This window comes from Pandoraea cepalis, from assembly GCF_902459665.1.
GTDB classification, from domain to species: domain Bacteria; phylum Pseudomonadota; class Gammaproteobacteria; order Burkholderiales; family Burkholderiaceae; genus Pandoraea; species Pandoraea cepalis.
Genome location: NZ_CABPSL010000025.1, coordinates 1 through 18,072, shown reverse-complemented (window position 1 = coordinate 18,072; position 18,072 = coordinate 1). Strand labels below are relative to the sequence as shown.

19 protein-coding genes, 1 tRNA gene and 1 pseudogene are annotated in these 18,072 nt (G+C 63.3%); 12 read left to right on the top strand and 9 right to left on the bottom strand.

Features of this window, described 5'->3' with window-relative positions; genetic code table 11:
* Nucleotides 1-610: 610 nt before the first annotated feature.
* From PCE31106_RS21900 to PCE31106_RS24655, 6 genes are all read right to left on the bottom strand, one after another.
* Nucleotides 611-892 carry a hypothetical protein gene (locus PCE31106_RS21900; protein WP_150564640.1) on the bottom strand — a complete coding sequence of 94 codons (282 nt, stop codon included), beginning with the start codon at nt 890-892 and terminating at the stop codon, nt 611-613.
* A gap of 105 nt (nt 893-997) precedes the next feature.
* Nucleotides 998-1,930 carry a DNA/RNA non-specific endonuclease gene (locus PCE31106_RS21895; RefSeq protein WP_254441248.1) on the bottom strand — a complete coding sequence of 311 codons (933 nt, stop codon included), beginning with the start codon at nt 1,928-1,930 and terminating at the stop codon, nt 998-1,000.
* Nucleotides 1,931-1,981: 51 nt separating this feature from the next.
* Complete coding sequence (locus tag PCE31106_RS24085; RefSeq protein WP_174975362.1) at nt 1,982-2,140, bottom strand: hypothetical protein; 159 nt, start codon at nt 2,138-2,140, stop codon at nt 1,982-1,984.
* A 118-nt stretch (nt 2,141-2,258) separates the two neighbouring features.
* Nucleotides 2,259-2,903, bottom strand: a complete 645-nt coding sequence (locus PCE31106_RS21890) for an FMN-binding negative transcriptional regulator (RefSeq protein WP_150564639.1) — start codon at nt 2,901-2,903, stop codon at nt 2,259-2,261.
* Between the two features lie 109 nt (nt 2,904-3,012).
* Nucleotides 3,013-4,635 carry a restriction endonuclease gene (locus PCE31106_RS21885; RefSeq protein ID WP_150564638.1) on the bottom strand — a complete coding sequence of 541 codons (1,623 nt, stop codon included), beginning with the start codon at nt 4,633-4,635 and terminating at the stop codon, nt 3,013-3,015.
* Between the two features lie 55 nt (nt 4,636-4,690).
* Nucleotides 4,691-4,879, bottom strand: coding sequence for a GFA family protein (locus PCE31106_RS24655; protein ID WP_437343840.1), 189 nt, complete (start codon nt 4,877-4,879; stop codon nt 4,691-4,693).
* Nucleotides 4,880-5,209: 330 nt separating this feature from the next.
* Here PCE31106_RS24655 and PCE31106_RS21880 point away from each other — a divergent pair, with 330 nt between their 5' ends.
* The 3 genes from PCE31106_RS21880 (at nt 5,210) to PCE31106_RS21870 (ending at nt 7,165) form a co-directional block, all read left to right on the top strand.
* Entirely contained in the window at nt 5,210-5,899 is a 690-nt protein-coding gene (locus tag PCE31106_RS21880) for a phosphatase PAP2 family protein (RefSeq protein WP_150564637.1), read from the top strand.
* Between the two features lie 137 nt (nt 5,900-6,036).
* Nucleotides 6,037-6,567 (top strand): glycine cleavage system transcriptional repressor, encoded by a 531-nt coding sequence (locus tag PCE31106_RS21875; RefSeq protein WP_017235165.1) that lies wholly within the window; start codon nt 6,037-6,039, stop codon nt 6,565-6,567.
* Nucleotides 6,536-7,165: an SRPBCC family protein gene (locus tag PCE31106_RS21870; RefSeq protein WP_017235166.1), complete on the top strand. Its 630-nt coding sequence runs from the start codon at nt 6,536-6,538 to the stop codon at nt 7,163-7,165. Before PCE31106_RS21875 ends, PCE31106_RS21870 begins: the two co-directional genes overlap by 32 nt.
* Nucleotides 7,166-7,270: 105 nt before the next feature.
* Here PCE31106_RS21870 and PCE31106_RS21865 read toward each other — a convergent pair whose 3' ends face one another.
* Nucleotides 7,271-8,029, bottom strand: coding sequence for an IclR family transcriptional regulator (locus PCE31106_RS21865; RefSeq protein ID WP_017235167.1), 759 nt, complete (start codon nt 8,027-8,029; stop codon nt 7,271-7,273).
* A gap of 343 nt (nt 8,030-8,372) precedes the next feature.
* On the bottom strand, nt 8,373-9,281 hold the full coding sequence (locus tag PCE31106_RS21860) for an NAD(P)-dependent oxidoreductase (RefSeq protein ID WP_150564636.1): 909 nt from the start codon (nt 9,279-9,281) through the stop codon (nt 8,373-8,375).
* 296 nt (nt 9,282-9,577) lie between these two features.
* Here PCE31106_RS21860 and ybgC point away from each other — a divergent pair, with 296 nt between their 5' ends.
* The 9 genes from ybgC (at nt 9,578) to PCE31106_RS21815 (ending at nt 16,628) form a co-directional block, all read left to right on the top strand.
* The gene (ybgC, locus tag PCE31106_RS21855) at nt 9,578-10,036 is read left to right on the top strand and encodes a tol-pal system-associated acyl-CoA thioesterase (RefSeq protein ID WP_026132192.1); all 459 of its coding nucleotides are present in this window, start codon (nt 9,578-9,580) and stop codon (nt 10,034-10,036) included.
* A gap of 39 nt (nt 10,037-10,075) precedes the next feature.
* Nucleotides 10,076-10,750, top strand: a complete 675-nt coding sequence (gene tolQ / locus PCE31106_RS21850) for a protein TolQ (RefSeq protein ID WP_150551314.1) — start codon at nt 10,076-10,078, stop codon at nt 10,748-10,750.
* A 21-nt stretch (nt 10,751-10,771) separates the two neighbouring features.
* Nucleotides 10,772-11,206 carry a protein TolR gene (gene tolR, locus PCE31106_RS21845; RefSeq protein ID WP_026132193.1) on the top strand — a complete coding sequence of 145 codons (435 nt, stop codon included), beginning with the start codon at nt 10,772-10,774 and terminating at the stop codon, nt 11,204-11,206.
* Nucleotides 11,203-12,249: a cell envelope integrity protein TolA gene (gene tolA / locus PCE31106_RS21840; RefSeq protein WP_150564635.1), complete on the top strand. Its 1,047-nt coding sequence runs from the start codon at nt 11,203-11,205 to the stop codon at nt 12,247-12,249. Before tolR ends, tolA begins: the two co-directional genes overlap by 4 nt.
* Before the next feature lie 101 nt (nt 12,250-12,350).
* Nucleotides 12,351-13,643: a Tol-Pal system beta propeller repeat protein TolB gene (gene tolB / locus PCE31106_RS21835; RefSeq protein ID WP_017235173.1), complete on the top strand. Its 1,293-nt coding sequence runs from the start codon at nt 12,351-12,353 to the stop codon at nt 13,641-13,643.
* A 30-nt stretch (nt 13,644-13,673) separates the two neighbouring features.
* Nucleotides 13,674-14,171 (top strand): OmpA family protein, encoded by a 498-nt coding sequence (locus PCE31106_RS21830; protein WP_017235174.1) that lies wholly within the window; start codon nt 13,674-13,676, stop codon nt 14,169-14,171.
* Between the two features lie 10 nt (nt 14,172-14,181).
* The gene (gene ybgF, locus PCE31106_RS21825) at nt 14,182-14,925 is read left to right on the top strand and encodes a tol-pal system protein YbgF (protein WP_039830593.1); all 744 of its coding nucleotides are present in this window, start codon (nt 14,182-14,184) and stop codon (nt 14,923-14,925) included.
* A 405-nt stretch (nt 14,926-15,330) separates the two neighbouring features.
* Nucleotides 15,331-16,446, top strand: a complete 1,116-nt coding sequence (locus PCE31106_RS21820) for a YeeE/YedE family protein (protein ID WP_150564634.1) — start codon at nt 15,331-15,333, stop codon at nt 16,444-16,446.
* Between the two features lie 106 nt (nt 16,447-16,552).
* A tRNA-Lys gene (locus PCE31106_RS21815) sits at nt 16,553-16,628 on the top strand.
* 171 nt (nt 16,629-16,799) lie between these two features.
* Here PCE31106_RS21815 and PCE31106_RS21810 read toward each other — a convergent pair.
* A pseudogene (locus tag PCE31106_RS21810) lies at nt 16,800-17,902 on the bottom strand (IS3 family transposase).
* Nucleotides 17,903-18,072 lie beyond the last annotated feature (170 nt).

The window sequence follows — 18,072 nt, the reverse complement described above, 5'->3', positions numbered from 1 at the left end:
GCGATTGTCAAAAGGCGTTGAAAGAGCTGCTCGCGCTCGCTTGCGCTGCGATGGGAACGGGGTGCATCGTGATGAATCGTTCCCCAACCACTCGAATACACTTTTTTCCAACGGATGTGCATAAGTTACCTCGCGTTGTTTAGTGTTCTTAGCCTTGCCCGTCATCGATTCACACTGTTGGAATCGACGAGACGCAGGGCTAGTATGCGCTTCGCCGAGCCGCCGTAAACCCCCCATCCGTGCTGCGTCGCCGCAAGCCAACGGCTTGATTTTGATGGATTCAGAGACGGGGGCGAGTGAGGTTGAAGACCGCTCCTACGACGCAACTCGAGATTTATGAGATGACGTGTCAATGCGACACAATGTCGCAGGTGCGACAAGTTGTCGCGCAACCCGCATGGATCTTGGAATTATGGATTTCAACTGGTGCGACGGGGCCAGTCATGTCGCAGGTGTGACAGCGGTGGCCGGCCGGACGACCCGGGTGTTCGAAGCAGCGTAGGCGTGTCCGGTGCGCGGTATCGTGCAGCGCAACATCGATTGTTCGAATAAGCGACAAAGCTGGGGTAAATCCGGGGGAAGGAAATGCGCCCCCCCCTCCCCGCCAGGGTCACGATTCGAACGGATTCTTCACCTGTCGCGCCGTCGTGCCGCCCGGCGCGCCCGCCTGGGCCGGCAGATCGGCGCGGGAGAGCGTCGCGACCACGGCGTCGAGCACCGCCTTGAGCGTCTGCGCCTGACGCAGCCCTTCGGCATCACGGCGAATCTCAAGATTGCCGAAGAGCGCGACGTGGTCCGTATGGTTTTCGACGTTCAGCTCACCCAGCGTGAGCGCGTCGGCATCATTGGCGAACGGGACGAACGCGGCATTGGCAGAAGACGACGTGGACATTCGGGACTCCTGAATCGAGGGATAGTCAGTCAGTTGAGATCGGCCGACGGGGTGGCCATCCTCGTGGCGGGGCAAGGACAACGCCTGTGGCGATCGGCGTCATGCCTAGCGAATGATCGTACGCAAGAAATCGAGCACCGTCTGCACCTCGCGATACGACGGCACGCTCGGATCGCGCTTGCGCTTGCCGCCGGCCGCCTTGGGCGCAGGCAGGCGCATGGCCGTGCGCTTGACGTCCGACGGCATGCCGGGGAAGAAGTCGATGCCGGCGAGCGTCTCGAGTTCCGCCACGCTCACCACCGAATAGTCGCTCGTGGCCTCGTTCGCCACCAGATAGGCACCGGCCTGTTTGCGCTTCGGGTCGTAGACGACCTTGTAGAGCTGCGTGGGCACCATCACCCGATCGCCGACCTGCGTGATCGACTTGCCCTTGAACAGCGGGCCCGTAATGACGAACAACTCGCCGCGATCCTGCGCAAGCTTGCGCACGCTCGACTCGATGCCCGCCCACAGATATCGATTGTTCTCACTGTTCTGGGGCACCATGTTCGACAGCGAAAAGCTTTCCGACTGCGCTTGCGCATCCGGCATGTCGGCCGAGGGCGCCATGTGCCCCCGGTCGTATCCCGAACGCACGTAATCGCGAAGCTCGGCCCGCTCATCGGCGGGAAGGCGAGATTCGGCATGGAAATTGTTGACGCGCGAGATCTGGCGCGCGTCACGCAAGCCCGCTGCGCTCAGGTGCTCGGCCGACCAGAGCGGGGTACGTGTCACCCCCGAATGCATGACACCGAACGCGCTGAAGCACACTTCGCGCACGTCGCGATTCATGGCGGACTGGGTAATGTCGGGCGCGGTAGCGGCCCAGTAATGATCCCCGCAGGCCGAAGCGGCGGCGATTGCATGGCCCGACAAGGTCATGACGGACGTCACGACCCCGACTCGGGTAAGGGGGGCCAGAGAGGCGGCCAACTGCCCGGCCATCGCGCGCACGCGGCTTGCGCGCACCGTGGTGACCGTCCATCGAGACTGCTTCATCGCACTGCTTACGGTAAGACGTGAGGGGGTGCGATTGTAGCGGATGAACCGCTATTCGGGGACGACACTGCTCACACCGTAAGCGGCGCATTGCAGGGTCTGGGTGGGACCGAGGTTGTCGCACTCGTCGGCGTGCGCACTCGGCAGCCACGCCTGCGCCAGGAACAGCACGCAGAGCACCAGCGCGAGCACGAGGAGCAGCGTCTTCATTGCGGCATCCGAGTTGGGTTGCCGCATTGTATGCGGGGACGCCCCCACGCAACCGGTCCGGCGCGCCCGAGAATTGTTTCGTATCGTTACCGCGCCGCGGGCTGGACGTTCGCCGCCATCAGCCCCCGGACACCTCACCTCGCAGCGCAACGAGCGCGGCCAACGGCTCGCTCAATGCGCCTTCGGCGCGCAGGCCGTCCACCACGCCAACACGATCGGGCATCGCGCGATTCTGCGACATCTTGAATTTACCTTCGATGCGGCGAATCGGAATTTCCACGCCGACGATGGCGCGCAGCATGCCGTCGATGAAATCGGCCGGCGCCTCTTCCACCGCCCACGGCGCGGCACGCCGCTGCTCCTGCGACTGCGTGAGATCGCCGACGAGACGGCGCAACCACGAGGTATCGTCGATCACACGAGGTTGGCCCCACACATGCACCGCGGCGTAGTTCCAGGTCGGCACGACTTTGCCGTGCTCCGCCTTGGCGGCATACCACGAGGGGGTGATGTACCCTTGCGGGCCGGTAAATGCCACGAGGCAATCGTCGACACCGCGCAGCGCCGCAGCATGCGGATTGGCCCGCGCCAGATGCCCACGCAAGAGGCCGAACTCGCCTTCCTCCGGATACATCAGAAACGGAATCGAATCGGCGATCAGCCCCTGCGAACCGGCGCTGACGAGCAGGCCAAGCGGATGGGTGCGAATGAGGTCGTGCAGGATTTCAGGGCGATCCTCGGCAAAGGCGACGGGCTGGTACATCGACGACTCCGGACAAAAGCAGCGGGAAGGGAATGACGCCGAGCCTACGCCCTTCCATGGCCCTTGGCAAAGACCCAAAACCGATCATTTTCTTGGTGCCACAATACGGTCAGAGCGGCGCGGCGGCGGGGGCGAGTGCCTCGGGCACCCCGACGCTGGCATCGACGCCCGCGTTCTCCTTGAGCAGGAAGACCAGATGATGTCCGGCGAGCAGCTCGATGCGACGATCGCGTGCGAACTCTTCCACCCCATCGTCGAACGCCCCCGTGGTAATCAACATGCCACGGGCGGCGCCAATCTTCTGCATCTCGGCGAGCATGGTGCGCGCGGCGGCGATCTCCAGACGTGCGCCGTGGTGCATGTCGCGATAGACGTGCACGACAACGTCGCCCCCGAAAATCGGATGCGGATCCCACGCACGGCAGGTCAGCATGCCCGCCTGCTCGCCGGGCAGCAGCGGCGGCCCTTCGAAACCGTGCGAGCGCAGCAGGTGGAACATCACCTGCGTGAAGTCCTTGTCGGTGAGTGTCATCAGATTGAAGCGGCGGTCGACGGCGACGTCGGCGTCCGTGACGACCTTCGTCATGTCGACGCCGGCCACCGGCGCGACCGCCTCCAGCGCCTCGGGGCACGCTGATACGCGCGCCCCCAGCGCCGCCAAATGTTCCGCCGGATCGCCCTCGGCCAAGGTGAGCGCCGCGAAGTCGGCGCGCGCCACATGGACGCTCGCCAGACACACGCGCGTATCGCCATCGCTGGCGTACGCATTGAAGACGATGGCGTTCACCTGACGCAGCGGATCGGCCGAGAACAACTCGTGCAGCGAGCGGAGGACGAGCTGGCGCAACGCGTTGGCATACACCTTCGCGCGGACCGCATCGCTTGCCGGCACGCCCTCCACGCGCCCCTGCGCGGCATGGTAGTGATAGTCGAACGCGACGGGCACGGCGGCGTCGAGCGGCGGCACGTCATAGCCGATGGCGAGCAGCTTGTGATTCTCGACGTAGTGCGCCGCGAGCGTCTGCGTGAATGCTTCGGGATACGGACTGCGGCTGAGCACAATGCGCGCATAGCCCGTGATGGCCGCCGCTTCGCCGCGCAACAGTGCCCCTTCGAAATCGGCCACGGCCGCGTTGTGACGTGAACTCTCGGCCCGTGCAGCTTCCGTGGCCTTTTGCTGCGCGATCTGGAGAATCATCGAACCCTGCGCTCGGCGAACCTTCGATGCCTCATGCTCGCGTTCCGCATGAACGAACTCGCCACGCGCCTTGGCGACGGCTTGCTCGTAACGCCCCGACGCGCCCGGCATGGCCAGCGCGAGCCGGCCCGGCTTCTCGGGCGCGAAGGCTTCCCACTCGGGCTTGGGCAAAATCTTCGGGAGATGCCGGGTATCGAGCACCGGCGGCGTGGTGCTTGCGCGCAGGTCGGCCGGCGCAATGCGCAGATCGCGCGCGAGACCGTCGGCGAGCAAACGCTCCAGCCGCGCGACCTCCAGTTTGGCCTGAGCGCCCTGCGCGGCCGCTTCGGCTTGTCGCCACGCCACTTGCGCGCGTTCGCGCGCGGCGGCGTCGTTGACCGGCGCAGCTTCCGCGGCCCGCTGCGCCTGATCCACGGCACGGACTTCCGCCAGCGAGCGCGCCAGCATTTGCGCACGCTGTTGTTCGCGCACGTGCGCGGCGCGCCAAAACTCACGCGCCAGACGATCAATGATGCTCTCGAATCCCCGGTTCACTACTGCCCCCGCAAGCGATATTGGTTTTGTTTTGTCAAGCCCACCACAACATCCACTACGATCGGAACGACGCCACTCGGTCCGCGCCACGCCGGACGCGGAAATGCTCACGCAGCGTCGTCGTCGCCGTGGTGAACGCCGCCCCGCGCGCGTTTCGGCAGGTGCCACAGGAACGATGGGCAAAGGGGCCGGAAAACGGGTCCGCTTCATAGGCGTCCGCGCCGCACAGACAACGGCCTTTCATCACGCCCTCCCCCTGAAAACCGCCCGCTGTGCCTTGTGACATCGGGCTGGCACACGACTTTTACGTAGGGGACGATTGTAGGACGATGGCCACTCGCCAAGCAAAAAATCTTTCGTTTCCTTGCCGGGCGAGCATCTCATGCGCGCAACACGGGTGCCCTGATCGTCATCAAATCGCAATGACGGCACAGACCGGCACATAAGCCCCCCCGTCCAGGGAAAACGTTGCCCCATTGTCATCAATGACGGTTACCATGGCGCGGTTTCACCGACGGTCGATTCCGCCGGGGTCCGCTCGGATCCGGTTCCATTTTTCTACCGACATCGCGTCATGAACGAGCTAGCGCCCGCCTCCGCCGCCCCTGCCGTCGCCTCGCTTTGCCTGCGTACCGCTTGGCTGAGCGCGTTCGCGTGCTTGTTGCTGGCATTGGTCGCCATCCCGTGGATCGACCGTCCGGTGGTGGACTTCGCGCACGTGCATACGCAAGGTACGCGGTGGATTCAGCACATAGCGGAGTTGCCCTCGCCGCTGTTTGTGCTGGCCTGGCCGACGTTTGGGATCGTTGGCGCCGCGCTCGTCTGGCGACACCGCCTCCCGGCGTGGGCGACGACGCTGTGGCTTGCGGCGGGTGCCGTGGGCGTTGGCAGCGTGCTCAAGCAAGGCCTGAAGTTCGCTTTCGGGCGGACGTGGCCGGCCACGTGGGTTCATGACAATCCGTCTTATCTGCGCGACGGCGTGTTCCAATTCCGGTGGTTCGGCGGCGATGGTGCCGCGTATGCGTCGTTCCCCTCGGGGCATCTCACCGTCATGCTGGCGTTCGCCACCGTGCTCGCGCTGCGACACCCTGCGCTGCGCTGGCCGTGCGCCGTTGCCGTTGCGCTGACGGCCTTCGGCCAGCTCGCCGCCGCTTATCACTGGACCAGCGATGCGCTCGCAGGGGCCGCGCTCGGCATCGCAGTGGGCACGATGTTTGTCGAGGCTTGGCAACGCTGGACCACTCGGCACGGGGTTGCGGTGTAGATGGATTGGCGGGCATGCCGTAGCGGCACACCGCACGATTGCACTACACTTGAACCTGCTGCGCGCATCGCTCCCCATTGGAGAACGAGCGCGCTGTCTGCGCCGCCTCTTGCCCCTCAGTTTCGACGGAGCCTGTGATGACGACGTCCCTGATTCTCAATGTAATTGGCCCGGATCGTCCGGGTCTGGTCAACGCGATCGCCGATCGCGCGAGCGCCGCCGGTGCCAACTGGCTGGAGAGCCGTCTGGCCAATCTGGCCGGCCAGTTCGCCGGCATCATCCACCTGCAAGTCCCCGACGAACACGCCGACGCGCTCACGCAAGCCCTGCAGGCGATGGAAACCCAAGGCCTGCGCATCGCTGTCACGCGCGCCCAGAGCGCCGCCGCCGACCCGGCCGCACGCGCGCTTCAGCTCGATCTCGTCGGGCAGGATCATCCGGGAATCGTCAGGGAAATTTCGCATGTGCTCTTCTCGCGCGGCATCAGCATCGATGAACTCGCCACGGAATGCGTCGAAGGATCGATGTCGGGCGGCACGCTGTTTCGCGCGACTGCCCGCCTGCACGTTCCCGCGAGCGTCAGCACGGAATCGCTGCGCGAGACGCTCGAAAGTCTGGCCGACGACCTGATGGTCGATGTCGAACTCGATTCGCCTTCCGGTGCGTGAGCGCGCACCGATGAAGCGGGTCTTCCTGTTCTTCCTCGGGGCGGCCGTCGTCGTCGCCCTGCTCTCGCTGCTGCCCCTGCCGTTCGAGCGCCAGACCCACATCGTGAGCACGGTCACGGTGCAGGCGCCGCCGCAGGCCGTCTACGACTACGTGACCACGCCGGCCAATTGGCCGAAATGGCATCCGGCGTCGCTCGCCGTGCAGGGCGCGACCGATCACTCGCTCGTCGTGGGGGAAAAAGTCGCCGAAGAGTTTCGCCTCGCGGGACGTCACGGCATCATTCACTGGAAGGTCGTCGAGGCGAAGCCGCCGCTCGAATGGCGTCTCGAGGGCGAGATGAACCGACGTCCGTCGGGAGAGGTCCGCTACACGCTCACGCCCGACGGCACGGGTACGCGCTTCGAGCGCGACGTCGTCTATCGCACGCCGAATCTTCTGTTATTGATGCTCGATCCGATCTTCATCGGCCCGCGCATGCGCGCGGAGTCGGCGCAGGGCGCGAAGCAACTCGAACAAATCTTCGCGACCGCGACGGCCGACACCCCCGCACCGGCGTCGATGTCGTCGGTCGCCACAAGTTCCGCGCAGGCCCACTAGCGGTGGGTGTCGTGATGGCTTGGGGTGGCGTCGTGGTGTCGTAGCGTGCCAGTGGCGTGGTGGCGCGGCGCCGAGGCATCTCAGTGTCGCCTCGCAGCGCCCAGCCTACTCGTTGAACGTGGCCGCCATCGCCTCAGCCGCCGCCTGAAGTTCCGGCAGAAACGTCATGAGCGCGTCAAGCGTGCGGCGCTGCGCGCTCGCCTGCACCGCGATGGCCGCACATGCGCGATTGCGGTCGAGCATCACGGGCACGGCCACGGCGATCATGCCCGGCACATGCTCTTCATTGTTGGTGCCGACCCGGCGCTTGCGCGTCTCGCTCAACTCCTCGCGCAAGTCCTCGAGATCTGTGATGGTGTTCTCTGCACGCGGTCGCAGCGGCAGATGCGCGATCAACTTCTCGCGGCGCGCGCGAGGCAGGAACGCCAGCAGCAGCTTGCCGCTCGCCGTGCAATGCAACGGCACACGCGAGCCCGGCGCGAGCTTGAGCTGACGCGACCAATCCGTCTCGACTCGGTCGAGGTAGACCAGGTCGTCGCCCGAGAGCATCGACAGATTGCACGTCTCACCCAGCTTGTCGACCAGTTGCTGAAGAATCGCATGACGCGCCGCCGCAGGGCCGACGTGCATCAACGCATTGACGGCCATCGCGCGCACCCGCGACGACGGCTCGTAATGCCGGCTGCCGGCTTCGCGCGACACGAGAAACGCCGCTTCGAGCTGCTTGAGAATGCGATGCACCGTCTGCTTGGGCAGACCGATGGCGGCGACAATTTCCGCCAAGGTCATTGGCGTGCCTGACGCACTGAGAATTTCGAGAATGCGAAATGCGCGGACGGCCGCGGCGTTCGACTGATTGCTCATGTCGGTACTGGGGTCTCGGGGTCGAGTTGTGTTCTGAATCGTTATCGCTCGCGGCGGTCTCCCTGCTGCTCAACGTCGACACGCCACCGCCCCAGCCCGCTCCCAAGCTGCCACGCCGCCATGCCGTCGCACCGCGACGTCCCGTTTTCCGCATTCTAGTGCCAATCGGCCTTCGTTGACGATTGGAGACAAACCCGGAGATATGCCAAATACCGGATATCGACTGCCGACCGCCCACCGACGGCGGGCGACGACCCGGCCTGCCGCCGGTCGCCCGCCGTCGCCCCGCTCGCTACCGGCATGCCAGGGTCGCGACCGCGGCGGCGACCCCCGACGGTGCCGCTCAGGCCTTGCCCGACAACACGCGCAACCGATGAATCAGGCTCGAGGTGTCCCAGCGCGAACCGCCGAGCGACTGCACATCCCCATAGAACTGGTCGACGAGCGCCGTGACCGGCAGCGACACGCCGTTGCGCTGTGCTTCGGCCAGGCAGAGACCCAGATCCTTGCGCATCCAGTCCACCGCGAAGCCGAAATCGAACTTGCCGTCGATCATCGTCTGCCCGCGATTGTCCATTTGCCAGCTCGCTGCCGCCCCTTTGCTGATGACGTCGAGCACGAGCGGCATGTCCAGACCGGCACGCTGGCCGAAGTGGATCGCTTCCGACAGTCCCTGCACGAGACCGGCGATGCAGATCTGATTGACCATCTTGGCCACCTGCCCCGCGCCGGCCTCGCCCACGCGCGTGACGGCTCGGCCGTAGGCGCCCAGCGTCGGGGCCACCCGGTCGAACGCCGGCGCGTCGCCGCCGCACATGATCGTCAGCACGCCGTTCCTGGCACCGGCTTCGCCACCCGAGACGGGGGCGTCGACGAAGTGCAGCCCCTTCGCGCGCGCGGCGGCATAGAGTTCGCGTGCCACGTCGGCCGAGGCCGTTGTGTGGTCGACGAAGACGGCGTTCGCCTTCATGCCGGCGAAGGCGCCGTGCTCACCGAGCACGATACTGCGCAGGTCGTCGTCATTGCCGACGCAGGCGGCCACGATATCGGCGTCGCGCGCTGCCTCGGCCGGCGTGGCGACGGCCGCACCGCCATACTCGTTGGCCCATTGCTGCGCCTTGGCGGCCGTGCGGTTATAGACCGTGACCTGATGACCGGCACGTTGCAGATGACCGGCCATGGGATAACCCATCACGCCCAGGCCGAGAAACGCGACACGGACAGACGTTGCTTGCGATGAAGGGGAAGTCAATTCGAGGGCCTCGCAGGTTGATTCGCTATGAGGGAACCCAGGGGCGCACGAAGCAGGGGGCACCCGCGGGGTCCTGTCTGAAATTCAGGGGGCTTGCGAGCCACCATTATAAAGATGGGCAGCCCTCGGGCGCCAGCGCAATCCCCCGCCACACGGGGGATCCGCGCAAATTGGCCCCAGTTTGGTGCACCGCGGGGCTTTCAGTAATTCCCCGTAAACATGAGGCCATCGTTACCGTTTGAAAAATTGTGTTTCCGTGACTGGCGTTGGTCTCAGGTTCCGCTACAATGCGCGGCATGGCTGATTTTGATACCTGTTGGTCAATTCGCGTTTACTACGAGGACACGGACGCCGGAGGCGTCGTCTTCTATGCCAACTATCTGAAATTCTTTGAACGGGCCCGAACCGAGTGGCTTCGTTCGCTCGGCATCGAGCAACTCGCGCTGGCCCGCGAAACCGGCATGATTTTCATTGTGCGTGCAACCGCACTCGACTATCTGGCCCCCGCCCGGCTGGACGATCTCCTCACCATCAAAAGCCGCATCGAGCGCGTTGGCGGCGCCTCTGTCGATTTTCACCAGGAAGCCTGGCGAGACGCGCCGGACGGCAGCAGCGAACTGTTGGTGCGCGGCAGCATCAAAATCGGCTGTGTGGCGGCCAACACGCTGCGCCCAGGCAAGATTCCCGCGAACGTGCGCCTCGCCATGCTGTCGGCCGCCGCAGCGGGTGAGCCGCCCCGTTCGGCAGCCGCCTGAAGCCAACAACAAGAATTCCGGTCAGTCAATAACCACACCATGCCCGATCAAGACCTTTCCATTATTTCGCTGGTCCTGCATGCCAGCGTGCTCGCTCAGGCCGTCATGGGCCTGCTGCTGTTGCTCTCGCTGCTCTCGTGGACCCACATCTTCCGCAAGATCTTCGCGATTCGCCGCGCCCGCACCCAGACCGAGCGCTTCGAACGCGATTTCTGGTCGGGTGGCGACCTTCAGGCGCTCTATCAAAGCGCGCTGAACAACCGTCATCAGACGGGGGCGCTCGAACGCATCTTCGAATCCGGCATGCGTGAGTACATCAAGGCGAGCGAGAAGGGTCTGCACGATCCGAGCGCCATTCTGGACGGCGCGCGTCGTGCGATGCGCGCTTGCTATCAACGTGAAATGGACTCGCTCGAAGCCAATCTGCCGTTCCTCGCATCGGTCGGCTCGGTGAGCCCGTACATCGGTCTGTTCGGCACGGTGTGGGGTATCATGAACGCTTTCCGCGGCCTGTCGAACGTGCAACAAGCCACGCTCGCCAATGTAGCGCCCGGTATCGCGGAAGCACTGGTGGCGACTGCCATCGGTCTATTCGCCGCAATCCCTGCCGTGGTCGCCTACAACCGCTTCGCCAACGACATCGACCGACTGTCGATCCGCTTCGAAAGTTTCGTCGAAGAATTCTCCAACATCCTGCAACGGCAGATTCACTAAGCACTCCGGGAGCGCCGAGACATGGCAGGTTCTATGCGCAACGCTCGCCGCGGCCGTCGCGCCATGGCGGATATCAACGTCGTACCGTACATCGACGTGATGTTGGTGCTGCTCGTCATTTTCATGGTGGCCGCGCCGCTGGTCGCGCCGTCGATCGTCAACCTGCCGAGCGTCGCCAACGCGAGCCCGCAGCAGCAGACGCCGCCCGTGGTCGTCAACATCGAGGCCGACAACCGGATGCTGGTGCGCTACAAGGACGGCGAGAACACCATCGAGCAGCGCATGGGCGCCGCCGATCTGACGGGGTTCCTGCAAGGGCGTCAGGCCGCAAATCCGGATCAGCCGGTCGTCATCGCCGCCGACAAGTCGGTGCGCTATGAAATCGTCATGAACGTGATGTCCGATCTCAAGGCCCAGGGCGTCAAGCGCGTGGGCCTGCTCGTCAAGCAGAAATGAGCCGCACCGCAGCCCGCACCGACCGTGCCAATCGCCCTATCGGCCCACGCAACGACGAGCGGGGCACGGGTCGGGCATTTCTTCTCGCGCTGTTCATGCACGCGCTGCTGTTCGCGCTGCTCTTCTATGGCATGCGCTGGCAGAACAGTTCGCCGGCCGGGTCAGAGGCCGAGCTGTGGACACCGTCCGAAGTCGCGGAGCCGACGCCGCCCGTGGTGACGCCGCCGCCGACGCCCGCGCCGCCCGCCGTGGCCGCGCCCACGCCGCCGGTCGAAGACGCCGACATCGCCCTCCAGCAAAAAAAGCGCAAGCAGGAGCAGCAGGCCGCCGAGCAGGCACGCCTGCTCGAAGCGCAGCAGGAGAAGGCACGTCAGGAAGCGCTCAAGCAGAAGCAACTTGCCGAGCAGCAGGCACCAGCCGACATCGCGCGCAAGAAGGCGGCGGAGGAAGCCGCCCGTCAGCAGAAGCTGGCCGACCAGAAGAAGGCCGACGAGTTGAAGCATCAGAAGGATGAAGCGGCGAAGAAGGCCGAAGCGCTCAAGCAGCAGCAACTCGTCGATGCACAGAAGAAGGCAGACGCCGAGAAGAAGGCCCAACAAGACAAGGCGGCCAAGGCCAAGGCCGCGCAGGAAGCGGCGGCACAAAAAGCAGCCGACGCCGCACGCGCGCAGCGTCTGGCGGCGTTGCGCGGGATGGCCGGAGGCACGGCCGGCGCGACCGGCAACGGTCTGGGCTCGCAGGCCGGCGGTACGGGCTCGGGCGCAGGCGGCACAGCGTCGGCGGGCTATGCCGATCGCGTGCGCGCGAAGGTCAAGCCGAACATTGCTTATGGCGGCGACACCACGGGCAATCCCACGGCCGTCGTCTCGGTACGTCTGGCGCCGGATGGCAGCGTGCTGTCCATGCAACTGGTCAAATCGAGCGGCAATCCCGCCTGGGACGCCGCCGTACAGTCCGCTATCACCAAGTCCGATCCATTGCCACGCGACACCAATGGCAAAGCCCCCCCGAGCGTCAACCTTCGCTTCAGCCCAAAAGGCTGAGAGTGTTGTCAAACGGGAACGATAACCGAGCGACGTGAGTCCATTTTCATCCGAGTGTGGTAAAAATGGCGCTTGCACCGCGTAACTGACCAATCGAACGCATGCGAATTTCCAGTCAATATGCATGGCGTGCGCTGGTGGCCACCTGGCTCACCGCAGCGTGCACGATCGCCCATGCGCAGACGCCGCTGACCGTTGACATTACGGGCGTCGGCACCAACCGTTACCCGATCGCCGTGTCCAATTTCAAGGGCGCCGCGCCGACGGACATCGTGTCCGTCGTCAAGGCCGACCTGAGCAACAGCGGGCGCTTCAATCAAATCGATACGGGCGGCGCCGCCGTCGGCGTGGACGATTCGGTCGATCTCGGCACGTGGCGCGCCAAGGGGGCGAATGCCTTCGTCTCGGGCACGATCGTCCCCGCGGGCAACGGCAACTTCCAGGTCAGCTTCCGTTTGTACGATGCCGTGAACGGACAACCGCTCGGCGGTCTGGCCCTCACCTCGTCGGCCGCGAACTTGCGTCTGACGGCGCACAAGATCGCCGACTACATTTACCAGAAGCTGCTGGGCGACCGCGGCGTGTTTGCCACGCGTCTGTCCTACGTGTTGCACAGCGGCAACCACTACCAGTTGCAGATTTCGGATTCCGACGGCCAGGATGCGCGCGTTGCGCTCAACAGCCGCGAGCCGATCATCTCACCGGCCTGGTCGCCGGATGGCACGAAGGTCGCCTACGTCTCGTTCGAGAAGCGCAAGCCCGTCGTGTACATCCACGATCTGCCGACCGGCCGTCGTGCCGTGTTGGCCAACGAGAAGGGCAACAACTCGGCGCCCGCGTGGTCGCCGGACGGCAGCAAGCTTGCCGTGGCCCTTTCGCGCGACGGCAACACCCAGATCTATCAGGTCAACGCCAATGGCGGTGGCCTCAAGCGTCTGTCGCGCAGCGGCGCGATCGACACCGAACCGCAGTATTCCCCGGACGGCAAATGGATCTACTTCACGAGCGATCGTGGCGGTGGTCCGCAAATCTACAAAATGCCGGCCGGTGGCGAAGGGGCAGGCGCTGCGCAGCGCGTGACCTTCAAGGGGAGTTACAACGTCAGCCCGCGAATCAGTCCCGACGGCAAGTTGCTCGCGTTCATTGCGCGACAAGGCGGCGGATTCAAACTGTGCGTGCAGGATATGAGTACTGGCGATGTTACGGCTCTGACCGACACCAGCCACGACGAGTCACCGAGTTTTGCCGCAAACGGCAAGTACATTCTTTATGCAACGCAGTCGGGGGGCCGCAAGGTTCTCGCGGCAGTCTCGGTGGACGGGCAAACCCGGCAGATTCTTCAGGTTCGGGGAGGGGAAGTTCGCGAACCCTCCTGGGGCCCTTTCATGCAATAACATCAACAGCAACATCAATCGGAGGCTCAAATGAGTTCCCTGCTTCGTAATATCCTCGCCATCTCTTCGCTGGCCGCTCTGGCCGCTTGCTCGTCGGGCGTGAAGCTCGACGACCAGGCTAACGCCAACAAGGGTCAAGCCACGGACGCCCGCGCTGTCGCCCCCGTCGACGCCTCGGCTGACGAACTGAACAACCCGAACGGCCCGCTCGCCAAGCGCAGCGTGTACTTCGGCTTCGACCAGTACAGCGTCGATGCTCAGTACACCCCGATGCTCCAGGCGCACGCTGCGTTCCTGAACAAGTACTCGCAGCGCCACGTGCTGGTGCAGGGCAATACCGACCCGCGCGGCACGAGCGAGTACAACCTGGCACTGGGCCAGAAGCGTGCTGAATCGGTGGTAAAGGCGATGTCGGCACTGGGCGCCAACACCAACCAGATGGAAGCCGTTTCGCTGGGCAAGGAAAAGGCAACGGGTACGGACGAGGCCAGCTGGGCTCAGGACCGTCGCGCCGATCTGGCTTATTGATTGAATCGTCATGACGTCTCGTTTGCTTAAAAACATGATCTGCGCGGTGACGCTCGGCACTGCGGTGCTGAGTCCGCTGGCGCATGCCGGATTGTTCGATGACGACGAGGCGCGCAAAGCGATCCTCGATATCCGCAGCCGTCTGGATTCGGACAAGCAGCGGATCGAGGGGCTCACGCGCAACGTGCTGGATTTGAACAATCAGATTCAGCAGTTGCAACGTGATCTGGCCGACCAGCGCGGTCAGAACGAAGATCTGAAAAACCAGCTTGCGAACCTGCAACAGAGTCAAAAGGATTTCTACAACGACCTCGACGGTCGACTGAAGAAATTCGAACCGCAGCAGATGACCGTCGGCGGCGTGACAGGCACCGTCCAACCGGGCGAGAAAGATGTCTTTGACGCCGCGCTGACGAAATTCCGCAATGGTGACTATAAGGGTGCGCAAACGGCATTCCGAACCTTCTCGGCCAAGTATCCCGACAGCCCGTATCAACCCGAAGCTCAGTTCTGGCTTGGCAATGCGCAGTACGCCAACAAGGATCTGAAGGGGTCGACCGCGACGCTGCAAGGGATCGTGACGAAGTACCCGACGAGCCCGAAGGCTGCCGAGGCAATGCTGGCAATCGCCAGCAACCAGGCGGAATCCGGGCAGATTGCGTCAGCGAAGAAAACGTTGCACGATTTGGTGACCAAGTACCCGGACAGCGAATCGGCGGCCGAGGCCAAGAAGCGTGTGGCCAAGCTGAAGTAAGACGTCTCGCGGGAGACTGCGCGAACCAGCCTGCCGTGTGAGGTCACTCGTCAAACGCATAACGCCGCCTTTGGGCGGCGTTGTCGTTTCCAGCGCATGCCGGATCACCGTCGTTGCCGTCATCGTCAACGCTGCCGCGACCGCCAGGCGCTCCCATCCTTCCGGGCTTTGCGGATGCCGACCGCGACCTCAAGTAGAATACGGGCTTTGCAAGCGTTCGAAGCGCGGCGTCTCAGGGGATGTGTGCGGGTCCAATTGGGCCTGCAGGGCATGACGACCGCACCCGCGATGTGATCGCGCGCAGACTGCGCGCGGCACGTCTGATACTTACCATGCCGGCTACGCCCCGTGGCTCGCGACAACGAATCGAACGGCCGGGCACGGCCGCCATCGCCTTCTCGCCTAATGACCGACGTCGATCTCACCGCCCTCTCCCACACCGTCGTGTGGTTCACCTTTGCGCTGGCCTTCGTGTTTGGCGCTGTGCTGCAGCGCACGCATTTCTGCACGATGGGCGCGCTCTCCGACATCGTGAACATCGGCGATTGGAACCGCATGCGGATGTGGCTGCTCGCCATCGGTGTCGCGACCATCGGCACGGGGGCGCTGGCGTCGCAGGGTGTCATCGATCCTATCAAGGCGATTTACACGACGCCGCGCTTTACCTGGCTGTCGTATCTCGTTGGCGGCTGGCTGTTCGGTTTCGGCATGGTGCTGGCGTCCGGTTGCGGCAGCAAGACACTGGTGCGCATCGGCGGTGGGAATCTGAAGTCGCTGCTGGTTTTCGTGATGATCGGTCTGTCGGGCTACATGACGCTCAAGGGCTTGTTCGCGGTATTGCGCGTGACGGCCATCGATAGCGTGCAAACCACGTTTGCGACATCGCAGGATTTGCCGACATTGCTGGGCGGCTGGTTCGGTGGCGACGTACACCGCGCACAGCTCATTCTCGGGTTGGCGATTGGCGGGGCGTTCGTGATCGCGGCGCTCGCACGACGCGAATTCTGGACGTTCGATAATCTGCTGGGCGGCCTCGTCGTGGGCGCGATCATCGTGGCATTGTGGTACGTCTCGGGCAAGTTAGGGTACGTGGCGGAGAATCCGAATACGTTGGAGGAGAGTTTCGTTGCCACGAATTCCGGGAAGATGGAAGCGTTGTCGTTCGTCTCGCCGCTCGCGTACACGATGTATTGGCTGATGATGTGGAGCGACACGAGCAACGTCATCACGTTGGGCATTTCGAGTGTGTTGGGTGTGATTGCCGGGTCGTTCGTCTATGCACTGGTGTCGCGCAATTTCCGTTGGGAAGGTTTTCAGGGCACGGAAGACACGGCGAATCACATGGTGGGTGGCGTACTGATGGGCTTCGGCGGCGTGACCGCCTTGGGCTGCACGGTCGGTCAGGGGTTGTCGGGCGTGTCGACGCTGGCGCTGGGTTCGTTCCTCGCGACGGCGGCGATTCTCGTGGGCGGCGTCTGCGCGTTCAAGTACCAGATGTGGCGCATTGAGCGCAGCGTTTGAGCACAAGCCGCGCACAACCACTCGAATCGCGCCGGAAAGAGCCGCCGTCGCGCCACCCAGGTATTGACACTATGGTGACAGCGCCGCTATAATTTTGGTCTTCGTTGGGTCGTTAGCTCAGCTGGTAGAGCAGCGGACTTTTAATCCGTTGGTCGCAGGTTCGAATCCCGCACGGCCTACCAAACGAATTCAAGGGCTTAGCTTCGGCTAAGCCCTTTTCATTTTCGGGTGCACTGTTGGTATTGCTACTCACCCGGCAGGTTTTTTCGTACCACGGGTGTCTAGAGACTCACGGCCTTTGACCCGCTTGGTTTTCTGTGCCAAATCCAGAGCGAGTTTTTCGGCGTATCGGGTCAAGTCGACCCGGGTAAAAACACCCATTGTCGGGCGAATTCGGCCGGCGCCAGCTCTTGAAGAGCTGAGTGAGGCCGACTCTCGTTGTAGTCCCCGCCCCATGCCTCGATAGTCGCTTTCGCTTCGTCCAGCGTCTCGAACCAATGCAAGTTCAGACACTCATCACGGAATGATCCGTTAAACGTCTCAATGTGGCAATTGTCCGTGGGCTTTCCTGGGCGACTGAAATCGATTTTCGACTTGTGGTGATATGCCACATGTCGAGCAATCGCCCGAAAAACTCACTGCCATTATCTACGAAAATATGCCGAGGAGCACCGCGTCTGGCCGCGATACGATTGAGCGCCGACACCACATGCTCCCCCCCCAACCGTTGACCGACTTCGATGGCCAGGGCTTCTTTCGTGAATACATCGACAACTGTCAGCGTGCGAAACTTCGAGCCATCTGCGAGTTGATCGGCGACGAAATCCATACTCCAGGCATCATTCGGTTTGCTCGGCACGATTTTCTGCACGCGCGTGACGACCATCTTGCGGCGCTTGGGCAGTTTCGATCGTAATTGCAATTGCTCTTCGCAATACAGCCGGTATGCTCGATCCCTGCCCAACCGCCAGCCTTCACGCCGTAGCAGTACATGCACGCGCCGATAGCCATGGCGCACCCGCGTGTAGGCAATTTCGCGCATGCGGGCACGAAGCTCGGCCCGAGGATCCTTTCACGCTTTGGTAGTACTGCGTGCTGCGAGGTTGCTTCACCAAACGACGGGCCCGCCTCATCGTCAATCCATAGTGGCTTATCACGTAATCCACCACGTCTTTCCTCAGCGCGGGCCGGACCACTTTTTTGAAGCAACATCCTGCAGAATGGCCTTGTCCAGGCTTAGCTCGGCCACTAGCTTCTTGAGTCGTGCGTTCTCGTCTTGCAACTGTTTGAGCTCACGTACCTGATCTGACTGCATACCGGCGTATTGCTTCTTCCAGCGATAAAACGTCTGCTCCGAAATACCGACGTGACGGATGAGATCGGCCACCGGCATACCCAACTCGGCCTGCTTCAGTACCGCCACAATCTGCTCGACTGAAAAGCGCTTGCGTTTCATAGCAAACTCCTCCTTTTTCCAAGGGTAAAGTTTGCCGAAAAACTAACGTCCCAGGTGGTCCAGATTTCTCATTGCAGATCAAAGGTCGACCTGTGTAGTGGTCTAATCTCCCCGGACACCAATTTAGGCGAAAATACTCGCCACGAAGAGGTGTCTGATGAGCAAGCAAC